This is a genomic window from Agromyces sp. NPDC004153 (genome assembly GCF_053603635.1).
Genome location: NZ_JBSGFY010000001.1, coordinates 2,710,962 through 2,731,406 on the forward strand (window position 1 = coordinate 2,710,962; position 20,445 = coordinate 2,731,406).

18 protein-coding genes are annotated in these 20,445 nt (G+C 71.4%); 12 read left to right on the top strand and 6 right to left on the bottom strand.

Going from position 1 to position 20,445, the window contains the following annotated elements; all coding sequences use genetic code 11:
• Positions 1-9 precede the first annotated feature (9 nt).
• From ACWEOH_RS12850 to ACWEOH_RS12865, 4 genes are all read left to right on the top strand, one after another.
• Positions 10-1,134 carry a GuaB3 family IMP dehydrogenase-related protein gene (locus ACWEOH_RS12850; protein ID WP_148733860.1) on the top strand — a complete coding sequence of 375 codons (1,125 nt, stop codon included), beginning with the start codon at positions 10-12 and terminating at the stop codon, positions 1,132-1,134.
• 169 nt (positions 1,135-1,303) lie between these two features.
• Positions 1,304-3,034, top strand: coding sequence for a glycerol-3-phosphate dehydrogenase/oxidase (locus ACWEOH_RS12855; protein WP_452031446.1), 1,731 nt, complete (start codon positions 1,304-1,306; stop codon positions 3,032-3,034).
• A 54-nt stretch (positions 3,035-3,088) separates the two neighbouring features.
• On the top strand, positions 3,089-3,589 hold the full coding sequence (locus ACWEOH_RS12860) for a cation:proton antiporter regulatory subunit (RefSeq protein ID WP_452031448.1): 501 nt from the start codon (positions 3,089-3,091) through the stop codon (positions 3,587-3,589).
• An 11-nt stretch (positions 3,590-3,600) separates the two neighbouring features.
• Positions 3,601-4,437 (top strand): SURF1 family protein, encoded by an 837-nt coding sequence (locus ACWEOH_RS12865; protein ID WP_452031450.1) that lies wholly within the window; start codon positions 3,601-3,603, stop codon positions 4,435-4,437.
• Positions 4,438-4,476: 39 nt separating this feature from the next.
• Here the strand turns inward: ACWEOH_RS12865 and ACWEOH_RS12870 are convergent, their stop codons facing one another.
• Positions 4,477-5,874 (bottom strand): hypothetical protein, encoded by a 1,398-nt coding sequence (locus ACWEOH_RS12870; RefSeq protein ID WP_452031452.1) that lies wholly within the window; start codon positions 5,872-5,874, stop codon positions 4,477-4,479.
• Between the two features lie 146 nt (positions 5,875-6,020).
• On the opposite strand from ACWEOH_RS12870, the gene ACWEOH_RS12875 reads away from it, so the two are divergent.
• On the top strand, positions 6,021-6,947 hold the full coding sequence (locus ACWEOH_RS12875; RefSeq protein WP_452031454.1) for a S1C family serine protease: 927 nt from the start codon (positions 6,021-6,023) through the stop codon (positions 6,945-6,947).
• 162 nt (positions 6,948-7,109) lie between these two features.
• Here the strand turns inward: ACWEOH_RS12875 and ACWEOH_RS12880 are convergent, their stop codons facing one another.
• Positions 7,110-7,514, bottom strand: a complete 405-nt coding sequence (locus tag ACWEOH_RS12880; protein ID WP_452031456.1) for a VOC family protein — start codon at positions 7,512-7,514, stop codon at positions 7,110-7,112.
• Between the two features lie 86 nt (positions 7,515-7,600).
• Between ACWEOH_RS12880 and ACWEOH_RS12885 the strand changes: the two genes are divergently transcribed.
• The 4 genes from ACWEOH_RS12885 to ACWEOH_RS12900 all read left to right on the top strand — a co-directional run bounded on the left by ACWEOH_RS12885 (position 7,601) and on the right by ACWEOH_RS12900 (position 11,375).
• The gene (locus ACWEOH_RS12885; protein WP_452031458.1) at positions 7,601-8,197 is read left to right on the top strand and encodes a TetR/AcrR family transcriptional regulator; all 597 of its coding nucleotides are present in this window, start codon (positions 7,601-7,603) and stop codon (positions 8,195-8,197) included.
• Between the two features lie 9 nt (positions 8,198-8,206).
• Positions 8,207-8,689, top strand: a complete 483-nt coding sequence (locus ACWEOH_RS12890; RefSeq protein WP_452031460.1) for a DUF3817 domain-containing protein — start codon at positions 8,207-8,209, stop codon at positions 8,687-8,689.
• The gene (gene guaA, locus ACWEOH_RS12895; RefSeq protein ID WP_452031462.1) at positions 8,686-10,281 is read left to right on the top strand and encodes a glutamine-hydrolyzing GMP synthase; all 1,596 of its coding nucleotides are present in this window, start codon (positions 8,686-8,688) and stop codon (positions 10,279-10,281) included. The genes ACWEOH_RS12890 and guaA overlap by 4 nt, the downstream gene beginning before the upstream one ends.
• Before the next feature lie 149 nt (positions 10,282-10,430).
• Positions 10,431-11,375 carry an L-lactate dehydrogenase gene (locus tag ACWEOH_RS12900; RefSeq protein WP_452031464.1) on the top strand — a complete coding sequence of 315 codons (945 nt, stop codon included), beginning with the start codon at positions 10,431-10,433 and terminating at the stop codon, positions 11,373-11,375.
• Positions 11,376-11,489: 114 nt separating this feature from the next.
• Here the strand turns inward: ACWEOH_RS12900 and ACWEOH_RS12905 are convergent, their stop codons facing one another.
• Positions 11,490-12,293, bottom strand: coding sequence for a Bax inhibitor-1/YccA family protein (locus ACWEOH_RS12905; protein WP_452031466.1), 804 nt, complete (start codon positions 12,291-12,293; stop codon positions 11,490-11,492).
• Between the two features lie 157 nt (positions 12,294-12,450).
• On the opposite strand from ACWEOH_RS12905, the gene ACWEOH_RS12910 reads away from it, so the two are divergent.
• The gene (locus ACWEOH_RS12910) at positions 12,451-13,485 is read left to right on the top strand and encodes a glycerophosphodiester phosphodiesterase family protein (protein ID WP_452031468.1); all 1,035 of its coding nucleotides are present in this window, start codon (positions 12,451-12,453) and stop codon (positions 13,483-13,485) included.
• A 110-nt stretch (positions 13,486-13,595) separates the two neighbouring features.
• On the opposite strand, the gene ACWEOH_RS12915 is transcribed toward ACWEOH_RS12910, so the two are convergent.
• Complete coding sequence (locus ACWEOH_RS12915; protein ID WP_452031470.1) at positions 13,596-14,534, bottom strand: hypothetical protein; 939 nt, start codon at positions 14,532-14,534, stop codon at positions 13,596-13,598.
• 259 nt (positions 14,535-14,793) lie between these two features.
• Here ACWEOH_RS12915 and ACWEOH_RS12920 point away from each other — a divergent pair, with 259 nt between their 5' ends.
• On the top strand, positions 14,794-17,289 hold the full coding sequence (locus ACWEOH_RS12920) for an ATP-dependent helicase (RefSeq protein WP_452031472.1): 2,496 nt from the start codon (positions 14,794-14,796) through the stop codon (positions 17,287-17,289).
• Between the two features lie 116 nt (positions 17,290-17,405).
• On the opposite strand, the gene ACWEOH_RS12925 is transcribed toward ACWEOH_RS12920, so the two are convergent.
• Together ACWEOH_RS12925 and ACWEOH_RS12930 are read right to left on the bottom strand one after the other, a co-directional pair.
• Positions 17,406-18,263: a DUF72 domain-containing protein gene (locus ACWEOH_RS12925; RefSeq protein WP_452031474.1), complete on the bottom strand. Its 858-nt coding sequence runs from the start codon at positions 18,261-18,263 to the stop codon at positions 17,406-17,408.
• Between the two features lie 2 nt (positions 18,264-18,265).
• A complete protein-coding gene (locus tag ACWEOH_RS12930; protein ID WP_452031476.1) occupies positions 18,266-18,985 on the bottom strand; it encodes a VIT1/CCC1 transporter family protein in 720 nt (239 codons plus the stop codon).
• 281 nt (positions 18,986-19,266) lie between these two features.
• On the opposite strand from ACWEOH_RS12930, the gene sucC reads away from it, so the two are divergent.
• Positions 19,267-20,433 carry an ADP-forming succinate--CoA ligase subunit beta gene (gene sucC, locus ACWEOH_RS12935; protein ID WP_452031478.1) on the top strand — a complete coding sequence of 389 codons (1,167 nt, stop codon included), beginning with the start codon at positions 19,267-19,269 and terminating at the stop codon, positions 20,431-20,433.
• Positions 20,434-20,445: the final 12 nt, after the last annotated feature.

Here is a 20,445-nt window from a genome sequence, read left to right on the forward strand (position 1 = left end):
GGTTGACGGGTGACCCAGGAGATCGAGATCGGCCGCTCCAAGCGAGGCCGCCGCGTCTACGCGTTCGACGACATCGCGATCGTGCCGAGCCGGCGCACGCGCGACCCCGAGGACGTGTCGGTCGGCTGGTCGATCGACGCGTACCAGTTCGACATCCCCTTCCTCGCCGCGCCGATGGACTCGGTGGTGTCGCCGCGCATCGCGATCATGATGGGCCAGCTCGGCGGCCTGGGCGTGCTCGACCTCGAGGGCCTCTGGACGCGCTACGAGGACCCCGAGCCCGTGCTCGCCGAGATCCGCAACCTCACGCCCGAGCGGGCCACGTCGCGCATGCAGCAGCTCTACGCCGAGCCGATCAAGCCCGACCTCGTCACGGCCCGGCTCGCCGAGATCCGCGCGGCCGGCGTGACGGTCGCGGGCGCGCTCTCGCCGCAGCGCACGCAGGAGCTCTACGAGACCGTCGTCGCGGCGGGCGTCGACCTCTTCGTCATCCGCGGCACCACCGTCTCGGCCGAGCACGTCTCGAAGAACGTCGAGCCCCTCAACCTCAAGAAGTTCATCTACGAGCTCGACGTGCCCGTCATCGTCGGCGGCGCGGCCACCTACACCGCGGCGCTGCACCTCATGCGCACGGGCGCGGCGGGCGTGCTCGTCGGCTTCGGCGGCGGCGCGGCCTCGACCACGCGCGCGACGCTCGGCATCCACGCGCCCATGGCGACGGCGGTGGCGGATGTCGCGGGCGCGCGTCGCGACTACCTCGACGAGTCCGGCGGCCGCTACGTGCACGTCATCGCCGACGGCGGCGTGGGCAAGTCGGGCGACATCGTGAAGGCGATCGCGTGCGGCGCGGACGCGGTGATGCTCGGCGCCGCGCTCGCCCGCGCGACCGACGCCCCCGGCGGCGGGTACCACTGGGGCGCCGAGGCGCATCACTCGAAGCTGCCCCGCGGCCAACGCGTGCAGGTCGGGCAGGTGGCGTCGCTCGAGGAGGTGCTCTACGGGCCGGCTCCGGCCGCCGACGGCAGCGCGAACCTCGTCGGCGCGCTGCGGCGCTCGATGGCGACGACCGGCTACTCCGACCTCAAGGAGTTCCAGCGCGTCGAGGTCGTCGTCGCGCCGTACCAGGGGGCCTGACGCTCCTGGCCGTCGGGCCCCAGTCGCTGCCACCCGTCCTCCACAGGCGGGCCCGGGTCGGCGGTGCTGGGAGACGTCCGCGCGTCCGTTCCATCCGTCCGGGCGCTCGGGTAGCGTGGATCCCGGATCACGCGGTCTCGCCGTGAAACCGCGGGGATGGGGTACGACGATGGCACGTCTCAAGTCGGTGACGCGTTCGACGAAACTCGGACCCGAGGAGCGCGAGGCCGCGCTCGCCCGGCTCAAGGAGAAGGAACTCGACATCCTCGTGGTGGGCGGCGGCATCGTCGGCACCGGCGCCGCGCTCGACGCGGTCACCCGAGGCCTCTCGACGGGGCTCCTCGAGGCCCGCGACTGGGCGTCGGGCACGTCGAGCCGATCGTCGAAGCTCGTGCACGGCGGCATCCGCTATCTCGAGCAGCTCGACTTCCGGCTCGTGCGCGAGGCGCTCATCGAACGAGGCCTGCTGCTGCAGCGCATCGCGCCACACCTCGTGAAGCCCGTGCGCTTCCTCTACCCCGTACAGAAGCGCATCTTCGAGCGCTTCTACGTGGGCGCCGGCATGATGCTCTACGACATCTTCAGCTATACCGGCGGTCGCCCACCCGGGGTGCCGCACCACCGCCACCTGTCCAAGCGCCAGGTCATGAAGGCCATCCCGTCGCTGTCGAACGATGCGCTCGTGGGCGGCATCACGTACTACGACGCCCAGGTCGACGACGCGCGCTACGTGGCGAGCCTCGCCCGCACGGCGTCGTTCTACGGCGCGCACGTCGCGAGCCGGGTCAACGTCGAGGGCTTCATCAAGGTCGGCGAGCGGGTCGTCGGCGTGAAGGCGCACGACCTGCAGACGGGCGAGCACTTCGAGGTGCGCGCGCGGCAGGTGGTGAACGCCACCGGCGTGTGGACCGACGACACGCAGCGCATGGTCGGCGAGCGCGGCACCTTCAAGGTCCGCGCGTCGAAGGGCATCCACCTCGTGGTGCCGCGCGATCGCATCCAGTCCGCCATGGGCATGATCTTCCGCACCGAGAAGAGCGTGCTGTTCGTCATCCCGTGGGGCCGGCACTGGCTCATCGGCACGACCGACACCGACTGGAACCTCGACAAGGCGCACCCTGCGGCCACGGCGGCCGACATCGACTACCTGCTCGAGCACGTGAACGCGGTGATGGCCGTGCCCCTCACGCGCGAAGACGTCGAGGGCGTGTTCGCCGGGCTGCGTCCGCTGCTCGCCGGCGAGAGCGACCAGACGTCGAAGCTGTCGCGCGAGCACATCGTCGCGCACACCGTGCCCGGGCTCGTCGTGGTCGCGGGCGGCAAGTGGACGACGTACCGGGTCATGGCGAAGGACGCGATCGACGCCGCCGCCGACGCGATGGACGGCCGGATCCCGCCGTCGACGACGCAGGACATCCCGTTGCTCGGCGCCGAGGGCTACCAGGCTGCCTGGAACAAGCGGGGCAAGATCGCCCACGCGTTCGGCGTGCACAAGGTGCGCATCGAGCATCTCCTCAACCGCTACGGCACCATGACCGATGAGCTGCTCGACCTCATCCGTGCCGAGCCCGAGCTGGGGGAGCCGCTGCCCGGCGCCGACGACTACCTCGCTGCCGAGGTCGTCTACGCGGCCTCGCACGAGGGCGCGCTGCATCTCGACGACGTGCTCGCCCGCCGCACCCGCATCTCGATCGAGGCATGGGACCGCGGCGTCTCGGCGGCCCCGGTGGCGGCGAGGCTCATGGGCAAGGTGCTCGGATGGGACGAGGAGCGCGAGGCGCTCGAGACCGAGCGCTACCTGCAGCGCGTCGCCGCCGAGCGCGCGTCGCAGCAGCAGCCCGACGACGAGTCCGCCGACCGCGTGCGGCTCGAGGCGCCCGACATCGTGAAGGTCGAATGACCCGGCGCGGATAGACTGGGGCGCGGGCCTGATCGAGTCCGAGGAGTGCGCGCCATGGTTGATGTCCGCCGGGTCACCCTTCCCGGTGTCGGCGTGCTGCACTCCTTCGCGGCGGCCGACGGCGGCGAGGTCGCCGTGGTCGCCCACCGCACGGGGTCCAGCGACCTGGTGAGCCGTCCCCCCGGCGCTCGCGACGACGACGATGCCGTGACCGTGCGGCTCGACGAGGAGGAGGCGCACACGCTCGCCGAGCTGCTCGGCGGCACGCGGATCGTCGAGTCCATCGCCGAGCTCGACGAGCTCCCCGGCGTGCCGATCGACTGGATGACGGTCGACGAGGGCGACGCGATCGTCGGTCGTCCCCTCGGCGAGGTGCCCGCGGCATCCGGCGTCGCGATCGTCGCGGTCGTGCGCGACGACCACGCCCACCCGTCGCCCGCCGCGGACTTCATCGTGCAGCCCGGCGACACGGTCGTGGCGGTCGGCCCCACCGACCGCATCGCCGAGGTGTTCCGGGTGATGAACGACGGCCCCGCGCGAGGTGCCGAGGCCTGATGCTCCAGATGATGCTGCGCCCCCGGTGGGTGCTCGCGCTCCTCCTCGCCCTCGGCATCGCCGCGGGCTTCGCGCTGCTCGGCCAGTGGCAGCTCGAGCGCGCAGTCGAGCAGGCCGTGGTGCAGGAGCGGCCCACCGAAGAGGTGCGCCCGCTCGCCGACGTCGCCCAGCCCGACGGGCCCACCGAGCAGGCGGCCACGGGCCAGCGCGTGGAGGTGACGGGCACGTTCGTGCCCGGCGACACGGTCATCGTCGAGGGTCGGCTCAACGACGGGGTCGCCGGCTACTGGCCGGTGGCGCACCTCGAGGTGACGGATGCCGCGCCGGGCGGCCTGCCCATTGCCCTCGGTTGGGCGCCCGACCTGGAGGCTGCGCAGCAGGCCGCCGACCGCTTCGACGCGCAGGCCGGCGGCGAGGCCACCGTGGTCGGACGCTTCCTGCCGAGCGAGGCGCCCATGACTCCCGACGACGAGGCCGACCCGAACTCGATGCAGACCGTCGCGGTGGCGCAGCTCATCAACGTCTGGGCGGACTACGACGATCGGCCCGTGTACTTCGGCTACGTCACGGTGACCGAGCCGGCCGCCGGGCTCGAGGCGATCTCGTCGCCCCCGCCCGAGGAGTCCGTGGAGCTCAACTGGCTCAACGTGTTCTACGCGGTCGAGTGGGTGGTGTTCGCCGGGTTCGCGATCTTCCTCTGGTACCGGCTCGTGCGCGACGCGGTCGAGCGCGAGCGGGACGCGGCGGAGGAGGCTGACGCTGACGCTGACGCCGACGCCGACGCCGAGGCCGAGGCCGATGCGCACCCGGAGGTCGCCGCGCCCGGCCCCGACCGGCCGGGGGGTTGACGGTCTGCGAGGCCGCGATGGAGCGCTGCCGGGCGGCGGTCACGGCGCGTTCGAGCCTCGCCGACGGATGAGTACCAAGGCGGCGCCGGTGGTGATCATCAGCACGCTGCCGATGGCGACCGCAACAGGCTCGACGCCCGAAGCGGCGAGCGCGGTCGCCTGCCCCGAGTCGGTCCCGCCGGCCGGCGCAGCTGGTGCTGGCGACGGGGACGGCGTGGGACCGGGCGTCTCGAGCGGCGCGACGATGACGGTGTCGCCGGTCTCCGTCGACGCCTCGACCGTGACCGTGAACCCTGCTTCGGGATCGGTGTAGCGCTCGCCGGGCAGCAGCGTGATGGCGTTCATCGCAGACGAGTCGGAGGGGCGATCCCGCCCGTCGGCCGCCTGCGCGACGATCGATCCGCTCGTCGTGTCCCCGATGACGCGGTAGATGAGCACCCCGGATTGCTGGGGCTCGTCGGCGTTGTCTGGGCTCGGCTCGGGGCGGCGGGATTCGATGGCCAATCCATTGAACCGTTCCGTCCTGATGACTGCAAGGGCGGTCTGGCCGCGCTGTTCGACGGCTTGGAGTGCGACACGGGTCGAGCGCGACGGATCGACGCAGAACACACGATCGTCGTCGATCCAGCCGAGTCGCCAGAGTGTCCACGCGATGAACTGCGACCGGCCGTCGGCGTAGCTCATGGGGTCCCATTGCCCGATGAACCGTGAAACGTCTTCCTGAGGGCCGGGGAGGATCGAACCGTCGACATCGTAGAGATCGGGAAGCCCGAGCGTGTGGCCCGTCTCGTGCAGCACCGTGCCGGTCAACAGGGAAGTCGGAAGGACCACACGCCGCGTGATCTCGTGTCCGTCTGCCAACCATGCCTCGTCGTTGTCCGCCGCGGCGCGTCGCGCGAGCGTCGGATCCGAGTGGTAGAAGACCCACACGACGTCGATCCCGGTGAAGTCGACAACCGGATCGGCGACGCCGATCGCCTCGGTCGTGATCTTCGTCATCGTCTCACCCGTCCAGACATCGCCCGGTCCTGCCGGGTAGGCGGTCGTCGGACTCGGTAGCGTCAGCCAAGATTCATGCGCCTGAATGCTCAGATCCAGGCGGTCGTCGGACTGCTCCTCGAGCTCGCCGGCCTCGGTATCGGCAATCCGCAGCAGTGCCGCCATCATCTCGCCGTCAGGGTCGTCGGCCAGTCGGTCGGGGAAGTCGACGAAGAGTGCCTGGGCACGCAGGGTCCCGACGGAAGCCGCGGCGCTCGGGTGGCCCGGGAAGGCCTGCTGGAATCCGAAGTTGATGGATTCCACCTTGCACTCCTCGGCAGGGAGGCGGTCTTCCGCGACGGCTGCGCTCGCCGCGGGTGCGCCCAAGGCGAGGCCACACAGCACCAGGGCGGGGCCGAGCAGGAGTGCGCTCGATCGTCGAGCGATGTTCGAGCGCATGGCGCTCCCATCCTCGGGTCGTCCCGAGCCTAGGGGCGACCCGAGGATCCCGACGAGTCCCACTTCGGGGCGCGGCATGCGCCCTTCGCGTTCCGCCCGGGGCGAACTCCGCCCGCGCGCGCCCGCCGCGGGCGGATGATCGACGTGTGGACGAAGCAGACCCCCTCGACGCGTACTCGGCCGTGGTGACGCGGGTCGCGGCATCCGTGCTGCCGAGCGTCGCGAGCCTCGCGGTGCGCACCTCGCGCGGCGAGGGCGCGGGCAGTGCGAGCGTGATCTCCACCGACGGCGTGCTGCTCACGAGCGCGCACGTCGTGTCGGGGGCGCGGTCGGTCGAGGCGACGTTCGCCGACGGCACATCGGTCACGGTCGACGTGATCGGACGCGACGTGCTCTCGGACCTCGCGGTGCTCCGCGCGCGGGCGAACGTGCCGGCGCCCGTCGAACTCGGCGACGCCGCCGGCCTCCGGGTCGGCCAGCTCGTCGTCGCACTCGGCAACCCCATGGGCCTCGCCGGCAGCGTCACGGCCGGCATCGTCTCGAACCTCGGCCGGTCGCTGCCGACCGCCTCAGGGCGCGTCATCGACGAGGTCATCCAGACGGATGCCGCGCTGAACCCCGGCAACTCGGGCGGCGTGCTCGCCGACGGCGCGGGCCGTATGGTCGGGGTGAACACCGCGGTCGCAGGCGTCGGGCTCGGACTCGCCGTGCCGATCAACCGGGCGACGCGCGACATCATCGCCACGCTCACGCGTGCCGGACGGGTGCGCCGGGCGTGGCTCGGCATCATCGGCACCAAGGTGCAGCTGGCCCCCGAGCTCGCGGCGCGCATCGGCTCGCCGACCGGGCTGCAGGTCGCGGGCGTCGCGCCCGACAGTCCGGCAGACCTCGCCGACATCCATCGCGGCGACATCGTCGTGTCGCTCGACGGCAACGACGTCGTGACGTCGACGTCGATCCAGCGGCTCATGGTGGAGGACGCGATCGACCGCCAGGTCGAGATGACCGTGTGGCGCAACGGTGCGCTCGTCGACGTGTTCGTAGTGCCGCGGGAGCTCGTCGACGCGTCGTAGCGCGCGGGCGGGCTTGCGTCTCGATACGCGTCGCCTCCGGCGGCGCTACTCGACGAGCGGTGCATCGCGTCGCCTCCGGCGGCGCTACTCGACGACCGGTGCATCGCGTCGCCTCCGGCGGCGCTACTCGACGAGCGGTGCATCGCGTCGCCTCCGGCGGCGCTACTCGACGAACGCCGCGGCGAACTCGGGTGCGGGCGGGATCTCGGTGATGACGTCGACGAGCACGCCGCCGGGGTCGCGCACGATCACGTGCCGCTGCCCGAACGGCTCACTGCGGAGCGCCTGCACGATCGGCACGCCCGCACCCTCGAGCCGGGTCGCGACGGCGTCGACGTCGTCGAGCTCGAGGTTCACGAGCACCCCGCGCGCGACCTCGCCGTAGCCGTCGGGCACCGACGGGTGCGACGGGTCGAGCAGCGCGAGCTCATCACCCGAATCGGGATGCCGCAGGCTCACGTACCAGTCGGCCTCGAACGCCGGCTCGAAGCCGAAGTGCTCGATGTAGAACGCCGCGCTCGCGGCGACATCGGCGGACCCGAGGACGGGGTAGCAACTGCGGAGCATGATCGATCCTCCCGAACAAGATACGTACAGTCTGTATGTATCCTCATCCTCGTTGACATACAGTGTGTATGTCAAGGGGAGGTGCGATGGCGACGAAAGCCGAGCAGCGCGAACGTACGCGCGCCGAGTTCGTGCGGATCGCGACCGTGCGGTTCGCCGAGCGCGGCTACGCCGGCGTCGCGCTCGAGGACCTCGTCGCCGAGGCGGGGCTCACCCGCGGCGCGCTCTACCACCACTTCGGCAGCAAGCAGGGACTGTTCCGGGCGGTTGTCGAGCACGCGCAGGCCGGCGTCGCCGACGCCGTCGAGCTCGCGGCATCCGGTCACGACGACGCGCTCGAGGACTTCCTCGCGGGCTGCCGCGCGTTCCTCGAGGCGAGCCTGGCGCCCGAGGTGCGGCGCATCCTGCTCGTCGACGGCCCGGCCGTGCTCGGCTGGGACGCCTGGCGGGCGGGCGACCTCGACACGAGCGTGCGCCAGCTCGACGCGGGCATGGCCGAGCTCGTCGAGGCCGGGGTGATCGAGGATCGCGCGCTCGCGACGGTCGGCGCGATGATCTCGGGCGGGCTCAACGAGGTCGCCCTCGCGAACGCGGCATCCGCCGACCCGGCCGCCGGCATCGACGAGGCCGTCGAGGTGCTGCGCCGCCTGCTGCGGGGTCTGGCGCCGTCGCGCGCCACGTAGACTGTTCGCATGCCCCTCGAGCCGAAACTCGCCGATCTGCCGCGCATTCGCGGGGCGCTCCGCTTCTACCAGGTCGCCGCGATCATCACCGGTGTGCTGCTCCTGGCGCTGTGCGCCGAGATGCTCATGAAGTACGCGTTCGGGCTCGAGCTCGAGCTCGGCGGCCCCAACGGCTTCCTCGCATTCGTGCCGACCGACACCGTGACGGCGGTCAACCTCTCGACCGGCATCCTCATCGTGCACGGCTGGTTCTACGTCGTGTACCTGTTCAGCGACTTCCGCCTGTGGAGCCTCATGCGCTGGCCGTTCATGCGGTTCATCGTCATCGCGCTCGGCGGCGTGATCCCGTTCCTCTCGTTCATCCTCGAGGCCCGCATCGGCCGCGAGGTGCGCGCGTACCTCGCACGACGCGAGTCCGAGGCATCCGTCGCACCGGGTGCCGCCACGGATGCCGCGACCGACCCCGCCGACTCCATGGAGGCCCAGCAGTGACCGACGCGTCCCCCGAGCAGCCCACCGAGCAGCGTCCCGTCCTCGTCGTCGACTTCGGGGCGCAGTACGCCCAGCTGATCGCGCGGCGCGTGCGCGAGGCATCCGTGTACTCGGAGATCGTGCCGCACACCATCACTGCCGAGGAGGTGCGCGCGAAGAACCCGGTCGGGATCGTGCTCTCGGGCGGGCCGTCGTCGGTCTACGAGGAGGGCGCGCCGGCGCTCGACGAGGGCATCCTGCAGCTCGGCGTGCCGACGCTCGGCATCTGCTACGGCTTCCAGGTCATGGCGCAGCAGCTCGGCGGCGAGGTCGCCCACACCGGCCACCGCGAGTACGGCTCGACGGCCGTCACCGCGCGCACCGACGACGACAACGCGCTGCTCTCGGGCCAGCCCGAGGCGCAGATCGTGTGGATGAGCCACGGCGACTCGGTGTCGCGCGCGCCCGAGGGCTTCGAGGTGCTCGCCTCCACGGCGACGACGCCCGTCGCGGCCTTCGCGAACGACGAGCGGTCGCTCTACGGCGTGCAGTGGCACCCCGAGGTGAAGCACTCCGAGTTCGGCCAGCGCGTGCTCGAGAACTTCCTGCACCGGGCGGCCGGCATCCCAGCCGACTGGAACCCCGACAACGTCATCGCCGAGCAGGTCGAACGCATCCGCGCGCAGGTCGGGTCGTCGCGCGTGATCTCGGCGCTCTCGGGCGGGGTCGACTCGGCCGTCTCGACCGCGCTCGTGCAGCGTGCCGTCGGCGACCAGCTCACCGCGGTGTTCGTCGACCACGGCCTGCTGCGGCAGGGCGAGCGCGAGCAGGTGCAGCAGGACTACGTCGAGGCGACCGGCGTCCGGCTCGTGACGATCGACGCGGTCGACACGTTCCTCGACGCGCTCTCCGGGGTGACCGACCCCGAGGAGAAGCGCAAGATCATCGGCCGCGAGTTCATCCGGGCCTTCGAGCAGGCCGAGCGCGACCTCATCGCCGAGGCGGCGGCCGACGGGGAGCCGATCCGCTTCCTCGTGCAGGGCACGCTCTACCCCGACGTCGTCGAGTCGGGCGGCGGCACGGGCACCGCGAACATCAAGAGCCACCACAACGTGGGCGGCCTGCCCGAGGACCTGCAGTTCGAGCTCGTCGAGCCGCTGCGCACGCTCTTCAAGGACGAGGTGCGCGCCATCGGCCGCGAGCTCGGGCTGCCCGAGGCGATCGTGGGACGCCAGCCGTTCCCGGGCCCGGGCCTCGGCATCCGCATCGTCGGCGAGGTCACCCGCGATCGCCTCGAGGTGCTGCGCCAGGCCGACGCGATCGCACGCGAGGAGCTCACGGCCGCGGGCCTCGACCAGGAGATCTGGCAGTGCCCGGTCGTGCTCCTCGCCGACGTGCGCTCGGTGGGCGTGCAGGGCGACGGCCGCACCTACGGGCACCCGATCGTGCTGCGTCCCGTCTCGTCGGAGGACGCGATGACCGCCGACTGGACGCGCCTGCCCTACGATGTGCTCGCGCGCATCTCGAACCGCATCACCAACGAGGTGCGCGAGGTGAACCGCGTGGTGCTCGACGTCACGTCGAAGCCGCCGGGCACCATCGAGTGGGAGTAGCGGGCCGGAGGTCCGCCGCTCCCACTCGCGATCAGCGCTGCGTGGCACTCGATGGCGCAGCGGAGCGGAGCCATCGAGTGGGAGTAGCGGGCGGGAGGTCCGCCACTCCCGCCTGACGGGCGACCCGGCAGCGCTGGCAGGATGGGCGCATGGGAGTCGTCGAGAATTCGAAGCTCACGGTCGTCGGTGCGGGCAGCGTGGGCGCCAGCCTCGCGTACGCCACGCTCATCCGCGGGTCGGCGAGCGAGGTCGCGCTGTACGACATCGCCGCCGAGAAGGTCGAGGCCGAGGTGCTCGACCTCGCGCACGGCACGCAGTTCACCGAGGCGCGCGTGACCGGAGGCACCGACCTGTCGGTGGTGGAGGGCTCGCACCTCGTCGTGGTCACGGCGGGGGCGAAGCAGCATCCGGGGCAATCGCGGCTCGAGCTGGCCGACACCAACGTGCGCATCCTCGAGGACCTGCTGCCCGCGCTGCAGGAGCGGGCGCCCGACGCGATCTTCCTGCTCGTGACGAACCCGGTCGACGTGCTCACGGTCGTGGCGCAGCGCATCACCGGCCTGCCGCCGAACCGCGTGTTCGGCTCGGGCACGGTGCTCGACACGTCGCGCCTGCGCTGGCTGCTCGCCGCGCGGGCGGGTGTGTCGACGTCGAGCGTGCACGCCGACATCGTGGGCGAGCACGGCGACACCGAGTTCCCGCTGTGGTCGAACGCCCGCATCGGGCCGGTGCCGATCATGGACTGGAGGGGCGGCGATCCGTTCACCCTCGGCGAGCTCGACGAGATCGCCGACGAGGTGCGCAACGCCGCCTACCGGGTCATCCGCGGCAAGGGGGCCACGAACTCGGCGATCGGGCTCGCGGGTGCGCGCATCGTCGAGGCGATCCTCGACGACGAGCACGCGGTGCTGCCCGTGAGCACCGTGCTCGACGGACCGTACGGGATCGAGGGCGTCGCGCTGTCGGTGCCGTGCGTCGTGGGCGGCGACGGCGCGTTCCCGCTCGAGGGCGTGCCGTTCTCGGCCGACGAGGTGGGGCAGCTGCGGGCGTCGGCCGACGCCATCCGGGCGTCGGTGGAGTCGCTCGGGCGGTGAGCTCACGGATGCCGCGGCATCCGTGTCGAACCCTTGGCCGATGCGTCGTGGCATCCGCCGGGAAATGCGGAACGGCCGCCCCGAGGGGCGGCCGTCCGAGTGTCGAGGCTTTCGCTAGTCCCGCGCGATGGCGAGGAAGCGGAGGATCTCGAGGTAGAGCCAGATGACGGTGACCATGATGCCGAAGGCGCCGGTCCAGCCGTACTTCTTGGGGGCGCGGTTGCGCACGCCCTGCTGGATCATGTCGAAGTCGAGCACGAGCGAGTAGGCGCCGAGCAGGATCACGAGCACGCCGATGATCAGGCCGAGCGGGATGCCGGCGATCTCGACCCCGCGGAGGCCCCACGGGTCGTTGTTGACGCCGGTCCACATGAGGATCACGTTGACGAGCGAGAACACGAGGTAGCCGACCATCGCGATGAGGAAGACCTTCGTGGCGCGCTTCGAGGCGCGGATCTTGCCGGTCGCGAACAGCGCGAGCGTGACGCCCACGACGGCCAGCGTGCCGATGACCGCCTGCGCGACGATGCCCGACCACTGGGTCTCGAACATGAGCGAGATGCCGCCCAGGAAGACGCCCTGCGCCGCGGCGTAGGCGAGGATGAGCGCCGGCGAGGGCTCCTTCTTGAAGATGTTGACGAGCGCCAGCACGAAGCCGACGAGCGAGGCGACCCAGAACACCCACGGCGCGGCCGGGGTGATCATCCAGCCGGCGGCGGCGAAGACGACGAGCACGCCGAACGCACCGGCCGTCTTCGCGACGGTGTTCTCGACCGTCATGACCTCGCGGTCGGGCAGCGTCGCGGGCTGGTCGTACATCGCCTGGAGCTGCTGCGCCGACACGTCTTGTGCGACGGACTGGGCTCCCTGCTGCGAGAATGCGGAATTCCGCGAGAACGCGGGATTGTCGAGAGCCATGAGGTTCCTCTGCTTTCGGCTGTCGTCGATGCTGGGGGCGGCGACCGGATGCGGCATCCGTGCCGTGCACCAATCTACCGGTGCTAGCAGTGATAACGCCCAGAGTTCTGCGCGGATTCCCCCGGTTGCGCGGGTCTCCGCCGCTACGCTGGGGCCCATGCTGCACGACTCCGGCGCGCGACCCCTCGTGATCGGGCACCGGGGCGCGTCGGGGTACCGCCCCGAGCACACGGGGTCGGCCTACGAGCTCGCGTTCGCGCTCGGCGCCGATGCCGTGGAGCCCGACATCGTGTCCACCCGCGACGGCGTGCTCGTGCTGCGGCACGAGAACGAGATCTCGGGCACGACGGATGTCGCGACGCGGCCCGAGTTCGCCGCGAAGCGCACCACGCGCGAGGTCGACGGCAAGCCGCTCACGGGCTGGTTCACCGAGGACTTCACGTGGGCGGAGCTCTCGACGCTGCGTGCCCGCGAGCGGCTCGGCGCCCTGCGCCAGGCGAGCGCGAGCTTCGACGACCGCTACCCCGTGATCCGGTTGCGCGACCTGTTCGGGCTCATCGACACGGCCGCCGACGAGCAGCGCCGCCTCATCCGCATGGTCGCGGAGTTCAAGCACGCGTCCCACTTCGCGGCGCTCGGCCTGCCGCTCGACGAGTTGTTCGCCGGAGAGCTCGACGACGCGGGGTGGGGCCGCGGCGACGACCGGCTGATCATGGAGGCGTTCGAGCTCGACGTGCTCGACCGGCTCGGGGCGCGCGGCATCCGTGGACCGCGGGTCTTCCTCGTCGAGGCGACCGGATCGCCCGTCGACCTGGTGCTCGCGGAGGGTCGCGGCGCGCCGAGCTACGACCAGTACATGACCGAGGCCGGGCTGCTCGGCCTCGCCGGGCGAGTCGACGGCGTGAGCGTCGGCAAGGCGCGGCTCGTCGGCCCATGGCGCAAGCCGGCGTCGCTCACCGGCTCCGACCTCGTCGACGCCGCACACTCGGCGGGACTCGTCGTCTACACGTGGACGCTGCGGCCCGAGAACCGGTTCCTCGCCACGGGCTTCCGCCGCGGCGCCGCGCGGTCGGCGTTCGGCGACTGGATGGGGGAGTTCCGCGAGGTGATCGGCACGGGCGTCGACGGCATCTTCGTCGACCACCCCGACCTCGGCGTCGAGGCGCGGCGCGCGGCATCCGGCGTGGCGTGAAGGTCGTTTGCGCCGCATCGCGCGCCCGCGGGCCCGCGCGGTCGTCGAATCACGAGTTCCGGTCGCTGCCAGGACGCGGATGCGGCGAGAACTCGTGAGTCGATGCAGCATCAGGGTCGCCAGCCACGCGACCTGAGCGCCGAATCGAGCCAGTCGAGCGCCGCGGGATCCGTCGTGCCCTTGTGGACGCGAACGACGAGCCAGCCGTCGCGTGCGAGGTCGTTCAACCGGTCGACGTCCCGCGTCGACTGCCGGGTGTCGGTGCGATGGTGGGCGCCGTCGTACTCGAGGACCACGCGGTACCGCCGGAAGACCAGGTCGCCGTGCGTCACTGCACCGGTCGACAGGCGGATGGGACCGTTGAGCTCGGGCTCGGGATACCCGGCGGGTGCGCGGAGCACGAGCAGTCGCAGCCCGGTCTCGCGCGGCGAAGCGGATCGGGGGCGCATCTCGCGACGAGCGGCACGCAGCGATCGGATGCCGCGGGTCGACCCGAAGCGGACGAGCGCCGCGTCGACCTCACCCGCCGTCGCGAGCGGCGACGGCCAGCCGAGGAGTCGGTCGCCCGCGAGGATGAGTTCGTCGACGGTGAGCCGGCGATTCGTCGGCCCGCGTTCGGAACTGGTCGGAATCGCGACGCTCGCGAGTTCGCACCACGCGTCGGCCGGCGCCGCCAGCGGGAGTCCGAGGTGGAAGCGGACGTCGCGGATTGCGGTGATCCGATGGCCGACGACGCCGCGTCGGGTCGGTTCCCGGCCCGTCGTGCTCACGTGCAGGCGCTGGTCCGCGCGCGCAACGCGCGGGAGCGGTAACCCCCACAGCAGGGCGGCGGTCGTATGGCTGAAGTACTGGCCGGGAGCCATCACGGCCTCGAGTGCGCGGCAGCGTGCGACGAGGTCCTCGGACGGCGTGCTCGACCGCACGCCGCGGAAGGGCGCGTGCAGGTCGGATGCCCGCAGTCGGCGAGGTGTGATGCCGAGCTGTTCTGCCTCGGAGACGCGGAAGGGCGCCATGCGCAGCAGGTCGGGGAGCGGGCGTGCACGCGGCATCCGTCGACTGTGGCATCTGCCGGCGTCGGCGGACGGCGGCTCTCCACATGGAGGCGCGGGTGGTGATCGACTCACGGGTTGTGGTCGCTCCTGCGACCTGGATGCGACAAGAACTCGTGACTCGCGAGCCGAGTAGGCGGGGAGCGGAAGAGCGCGGCATCACGGCGGCGCGCGGCATCCGGCGTGGCGTGAGAGCGCAGCGCGAAGCGCGCCCGCCGCAGGGCCGGCTGTCGGATGCCGCGCCTAGACTTGACGGGACATGACGCTGATCCTCGACCCCGACGACCCGGCCGGCTGGCGCGAGGCGCCGCCCGCGTCCGCCGCACCGTCCGCCGCCGCTCCGGTCGGCACCTCGCCCTCCGCCGGCGGCGACCGCCTCACCGACGGGCTCAACCCCGAGCAGCGCGAGGCCGTGGAGTACCGCGGGCCGGCGCTGCTCATCGTCGCGGGCGCCGGATCGGGCAAGACGCGCGTGCTCACGCACCGCATCGCGAGCCTCATCCAGAGCCGCGAGGCGTGGCCGAGCCAGATCCTCGCCATCACGTTCACGAACAAGGCCGCCGCCGAGATGCGCGAGCGCGTCGAGGCGCTGCTCGGCGAGGCCGCCGGCGGTATGTGGATCTCGACGTTCCACTCGGCGTGCGTGCGCATCCTGCGTCGCGAGGCCGAGTCGCTCGGGCTCTCGTCGACGTTCACGATCTACGACTCCGCCGACACCCGCACGGTGCTGAAGCGCATCATCAAGGAGCTCGACGCCGACACCATGGGCTTCACGCCCGCGAGCGCGCAGGCGAAGATCTCGCGGCTGAAGAACGAGCTCGCCGACGTCGAGACGTACGCGCGCAACGCGAACACGAACGACCCGAACGAGGTCATGTTCGTCGAGATCTTCCGGCAGTACACGCGTCGGCTGCGCGAAGCGAGCGCCCTCGACTTCGACGACCTCATCGCCGAGACCGTCTACCTGTTCCGGGCGTTCCCGAAGGTCGCGTCGCTCTACCAGCGCCGCTTCCGGCACATCCTCGTCGACGAGTACCAGGACACGAATCACGCCCAGTACGCGCTCATCCGCGAGCTCACCCAGTCGATCCCGGCCGATCGCGTGCACGAGATGGAGGGCCACGGCGTGAACGTGGCCGCGCTGACGGATGCCTCGGGCGGCATCCCCGGCGCCAGCCTCACGGTCGTCGGCGACTCCGACCAGTCCATCTACGCCTTCCGCGGCGCCGACATCCGCAACATCGTCGAGTTCGAGCGCGACTTCCCCGGAGCGAAGGTCGTGCTGCTCGAGCAGAACTACCGGTCGACGCAGAACATCCTCTCGGCCGCCAACGCCGTCATCTCCAACAACTTCGATAGGAAAGACAAGAAGCTGTGGACGGCCGTCGGCGACGGCGAACTGATCACCGGCTACACCGGTTACACGGCGCACGACGAGGCCCAGTTCGTCGCCGACGAGATCGAGTCGCTGCACCGCGCCGGCATCGCGTACCGCGATATCGCCGTGTTCTACCGCACCAACGCGCAGACGCGGGCGCTGGAGGAGATCTTCGTGCGGTCGGCCCTGCCGTACCGCGTCGTCGGCGGCACGAAGTTCTACGAACGCGCCGAGATCAAGGACGCGATGGCGTACCTCATCTCGGTGGCGAACCCGCTCGACGAGCTCGCGCTCCGCCGCATCCTGAACACCCCGAAGCGGGGCATCGGCCCCGCCACCGAGACGGCGCTCGCGAGCTTCGCCGAGCAGAACGGCATCTCGTTCCGCGAGGCGATGCGCAACGCCGATGCGCTCGGCCTCGGCCCGAAGGTCACGGGCGCCATCCTCGGGCTCGCTCGCGTGCTCGACGAGGCGGCCGCGAAGCTCGTGCCGTCGTCGCGCGGCGTCGCCGAGGGCACCAACGAGGGCGCCTCGCCGGTCTCCGACGTGCTCGTGTTCCTGCTCGAGAGCTCGGGCCTCATCGACGCGCTGCGCAACAGCCGCGACCCGCAAGACGAGACGCGCGCCGAGAACGTCGAGGAGCTCGTGGCGCAGACCCGCGACTTCGACCGGGAGAACCCGGGCGCGACGCTCGTCGACTTCCTCACGCAGGTGTCGCTCGTGGCGGCGGCCGACGAGATCGACGACGCCTCGGGCACCGTGTCGCTCATGACGCTCCACACCGCCAAGGGCCTCGAGTACCACGCGGTGTTCCTCACCGGGCTCGAGGAGGGCCTGCTGCCGCACCAGATGTCGGCGTCGGAGCCAGGCGGCCCCGCCGAGGAGCGCCGCCTGTTCTACGTCGGCATCACTCGCGCCCGCAAACGCCTCTTCCTCTCGCTCGCGATGAGCCGCGCCCAGTTCGGCGAGGTCGCCGTGGCGATGCCGTCGCGCTACCTGCAGGAGATCCCCGAGGGGCTCATCGACTGGCGGCAGTCGCCCGGCATGGCGACGTCGCGCGGCGGCACGCAGCCCCGTGCGCTCAACGCCCGCCGCCCAGGCGGCGCGTGGGGCACGCGCGACCGCGACCTCGAGAAGTTCAGCGTGCTGAAGAGCGCCGCGCCGAAGGCCGAGTGGGCGAACCGGGTCACGGGCACCGTGCGGGACAACGGCGACCTCACGCTCGAGGCCGGCGACCGCATCCGGCACGTCGACTTCGGCGAGGGTCGCGTGACCCAGGTCACCGGAGAGGGCACGAAGCGCATCGCGCACGTGGCGTTCGACACCGCGGGGCAGAAGAAGCTCCTGATCAAGATCGCGCCCATCGAGAAGCTCTGACGCGCCGCGGCCGGTGCAGCGGAATCCGGCTCGTGCAGCGGAATCCGGCTCGTACAGCGGAATCCCGTCGCAACGGGATTCCGCCACGGCAGCGGGATTCCCACGGACGTCCGCCATCAGCCGGAGGGCTCCGGCGGCAGCCCCGCCGGTCGCGGTAACCGAGCGATGAGCGCCATCGCGTCGAACGGCGCCCGCACCTTGACGTCGTTGTCGAAGTAGAGGAACGCGTCGCGGCCCGCGTCGAGGTGGGTGCGCGTCCACGCCGCCCAGCGGTCGAGCGACGCGTCGTCGTAGCCCGACGCGTACAGCTCCTCCTCGCCGTGCAGGCGCGCGTAGGCGAAGTCCGCGGTCGTACGGTCGATGCGCGGGTAGCGGCCCGCGGTGTCCGCCGTGACGGAGGCCACGCCGTGCCGGGCGAGCAGGTCGGTCCACTCGTCCTGCCGGTCCTCGAACTCGGGATGCCGCACCTCGATCGCGTGACGCAGCGGGCGCTCCGCGATCGCCGTCGCGTCGAACCACGAGCGCCCCGACATCCGCTCGTCGTGCCCGGCCGCGAGGGCCGCGGCATCCGTCGTCGTGCGGGGCAGCAGCCCGAGGAACCGGTCGGCGACCGCGGGGTCGAGCCCGAGGTTCGGCGGCAGCTGCCAGAGCACCGGACCGAGCTTCGACCCGAGCGCGAGTACGCCCGAGGCGAAGAAGTTCGCGAGCGGCGCCTCGACGTCGCCGAGCCGCTTGAGGTGCGTGATGAAGCGCGGTCCCTTCACGGCGAAGACGAACCCCTCGGGCGTCGCGTCGCGCCAGCGCACCCAGTTCGCCGGCTTCTGCAGCGAGTAGAACGAGCCGTTGACCTCGATCGACGTCATCCGCTCGGCGGCGTAGGCGAGCTCGTCGGCCTGGCGGAGTCCCCGCGGGTAGAAGCTCCGGCGCCAGTTCGGATACACCCAGCCCGAGATGCCGACGCGCGCCTCGGCCATGGCTACACGGCGGTCCCGAGGAGCGCCCCGATCACCCACGTGACCACCAGGGCGAGCGCCCCGCCGATGACCACGCGCAGCACGGCCCGCCCGCGCGGGCTGCCGCCGATCCATGCCGAGAGCCAGCCCGTGATCGCGAGCGCGACGAGCACCGCGACGAACGTCGTGGCGACGCGCCACTCGGGCGGGGGCAGCAGGATCGCGAGCATGGGCAGCACCGCGCCGATGAGGAACGACAGCGCGGAGGCCCAAGCCGCGTGCCAGGGGTTCACCACGTCGTCCTGCGAGATGTGCAGCTCCGTCTCGAGGTGGGCCGCGAGCGCATCGTGCGCCGTCAGCTCGACGGCGACGCGCTCGGCGGTCTCGGCCGAGAGGCCCTTCGCGCGGTAGAGGCTCGCGAGCTCGTCGAGCTCCTGCGACGGCATCGTCTCGAGCTCCCAGCGCTCCTTGGCGATGAGCGCGCGCTCGGTGTCGCGCTGGCTCGAGACCGAGACGTACTCGCCGAGCCCCATCGAGATCGCGCCGGCCAGCACGGCGGCCACGCCCGCGATGAGGATCGCGGCGACGTCGGTCGTGGCGGCCGCGACGCCGACCACGAGGGCCGCGACCGAGACGATGCCGTCGTTCGCGCCGAGCACGCCGGCGCGCAGCCAGTTGAGCTTCGCGTGCACCGATCCGTCGTGCGGATCGGTGCGATGGATCGGTTCCACGGGGTCGACCATTCCGCAAGTCTCCCAGCGGCGTCGCGGCCCCGCCAGCATGGCGAGCCTGTCCTCACGCGCGCTCGCCGCGACATCCGCTCGCTGTCATGGTCATCGGATGCCGCCGCCGCATGTCCGGGACCCCGGACATCCCGGTTCGGACGCCCCACGACGGGGGAGTACGATGGTCGTCGGCCCGCTATCTCGATATCGAGAGAATTCTCGACGTCGAGACAATCTTGGCCGGGCCTCTCATCCCACCATCCCTGCGCGATCACGCGCGGACCGATTGGAAGCAGAGCGTGGATCTTTACGAGTACCAGGCCAGAGACCTCTTCGAGAAGTACGGGGTGCCGGTGCTCGCCGGCATCGTCGCCGACACCCCCGAAGACGTGCGCAAGGCCGCCGAGCAGCTCGGCGGCGTCGTCGTGGTCAAGGCCCAGGTGAAGACGGGCGGCCGTGGCAAGGCCGGCGGCGTCAAGGTCGCCAAGACCCCCGACGAGGCGGAGGAGGCCGCGAAGGCGATCCTCGGGCTCGACATCAAGGGCCACGTCGTCAAGCGCGTCATGGTCGCCGCGGGCGCGAAGATCGCGCAGGAGTTCTACTTCTCGGTGCTCCTCGACCGCGCCAACCGCTCGTACCTCTCGCTCACGAGCGTCGAGGGCGGCATGGAGATCGAGCAGCTCGCCGTCGAGAAGCCCGAGGCGCTCGCGCGCGTCGAGGTCGACCCCGGCACGGGAATCACCCCCACCAAGGCGCGCGAGATCGCCGAGGCCGCGAACTTCCCGGCCGAGCTGGTCGACAAGGTCGCCGACGTGTTCGTCAAGCTCTACGACGTGTACGACAGCGAGGACGCGACGCTCGTCGAGGTCAACCCGCTCATCCTCGACGAGGATGGGAACATCATCGCCCTCGACGGCAAGGTCACGCTCGACGAGAACGCCGAGTTCCGCCACGCGGGCCACGCGCTGCTCGAGGACAAGGCCGCGGCCGACCCGCTCGAGGCGCAGGCCAAGGCGCTCGACCTCAACTACGTCAAGCTCGACGGCGAGGTCGGCATCATCGGCAACGGCGCAGGCCTCGTCATGTCGACGCTCGACGTGGTCGCCTACGCCGGCGAGAACCACGGCGGCGTGAAGCCCGCCAACTTCCTCGACATCGGCGGCGGCGCCTCGGCCGAGGTCATGGCCAACGGCCTCTCGATCATCCTCGGCGACCCGCAGGTCAAGGCCGTGTTCGTGAACGTCTTCGGCGGCATCACGGCGTGCGACCAGGTCGCGAAGGGCATCGTCGGCGCACTCGCCGAGCTCGGCTCGAGCGCGAACAAGCCGCTCGTCGTGCGCCTCGACGGCAACAACGTGGCCGAAGGCCGTCGCATCCTCGAGGAGGCGGCGCACCCGCTCGTCACCCTCGCCGACAACATGGACCAGGGCGCCGACAAGGCCGCCGAGCTGGCGAACGCGCAGTAAGGGACTCGAGAC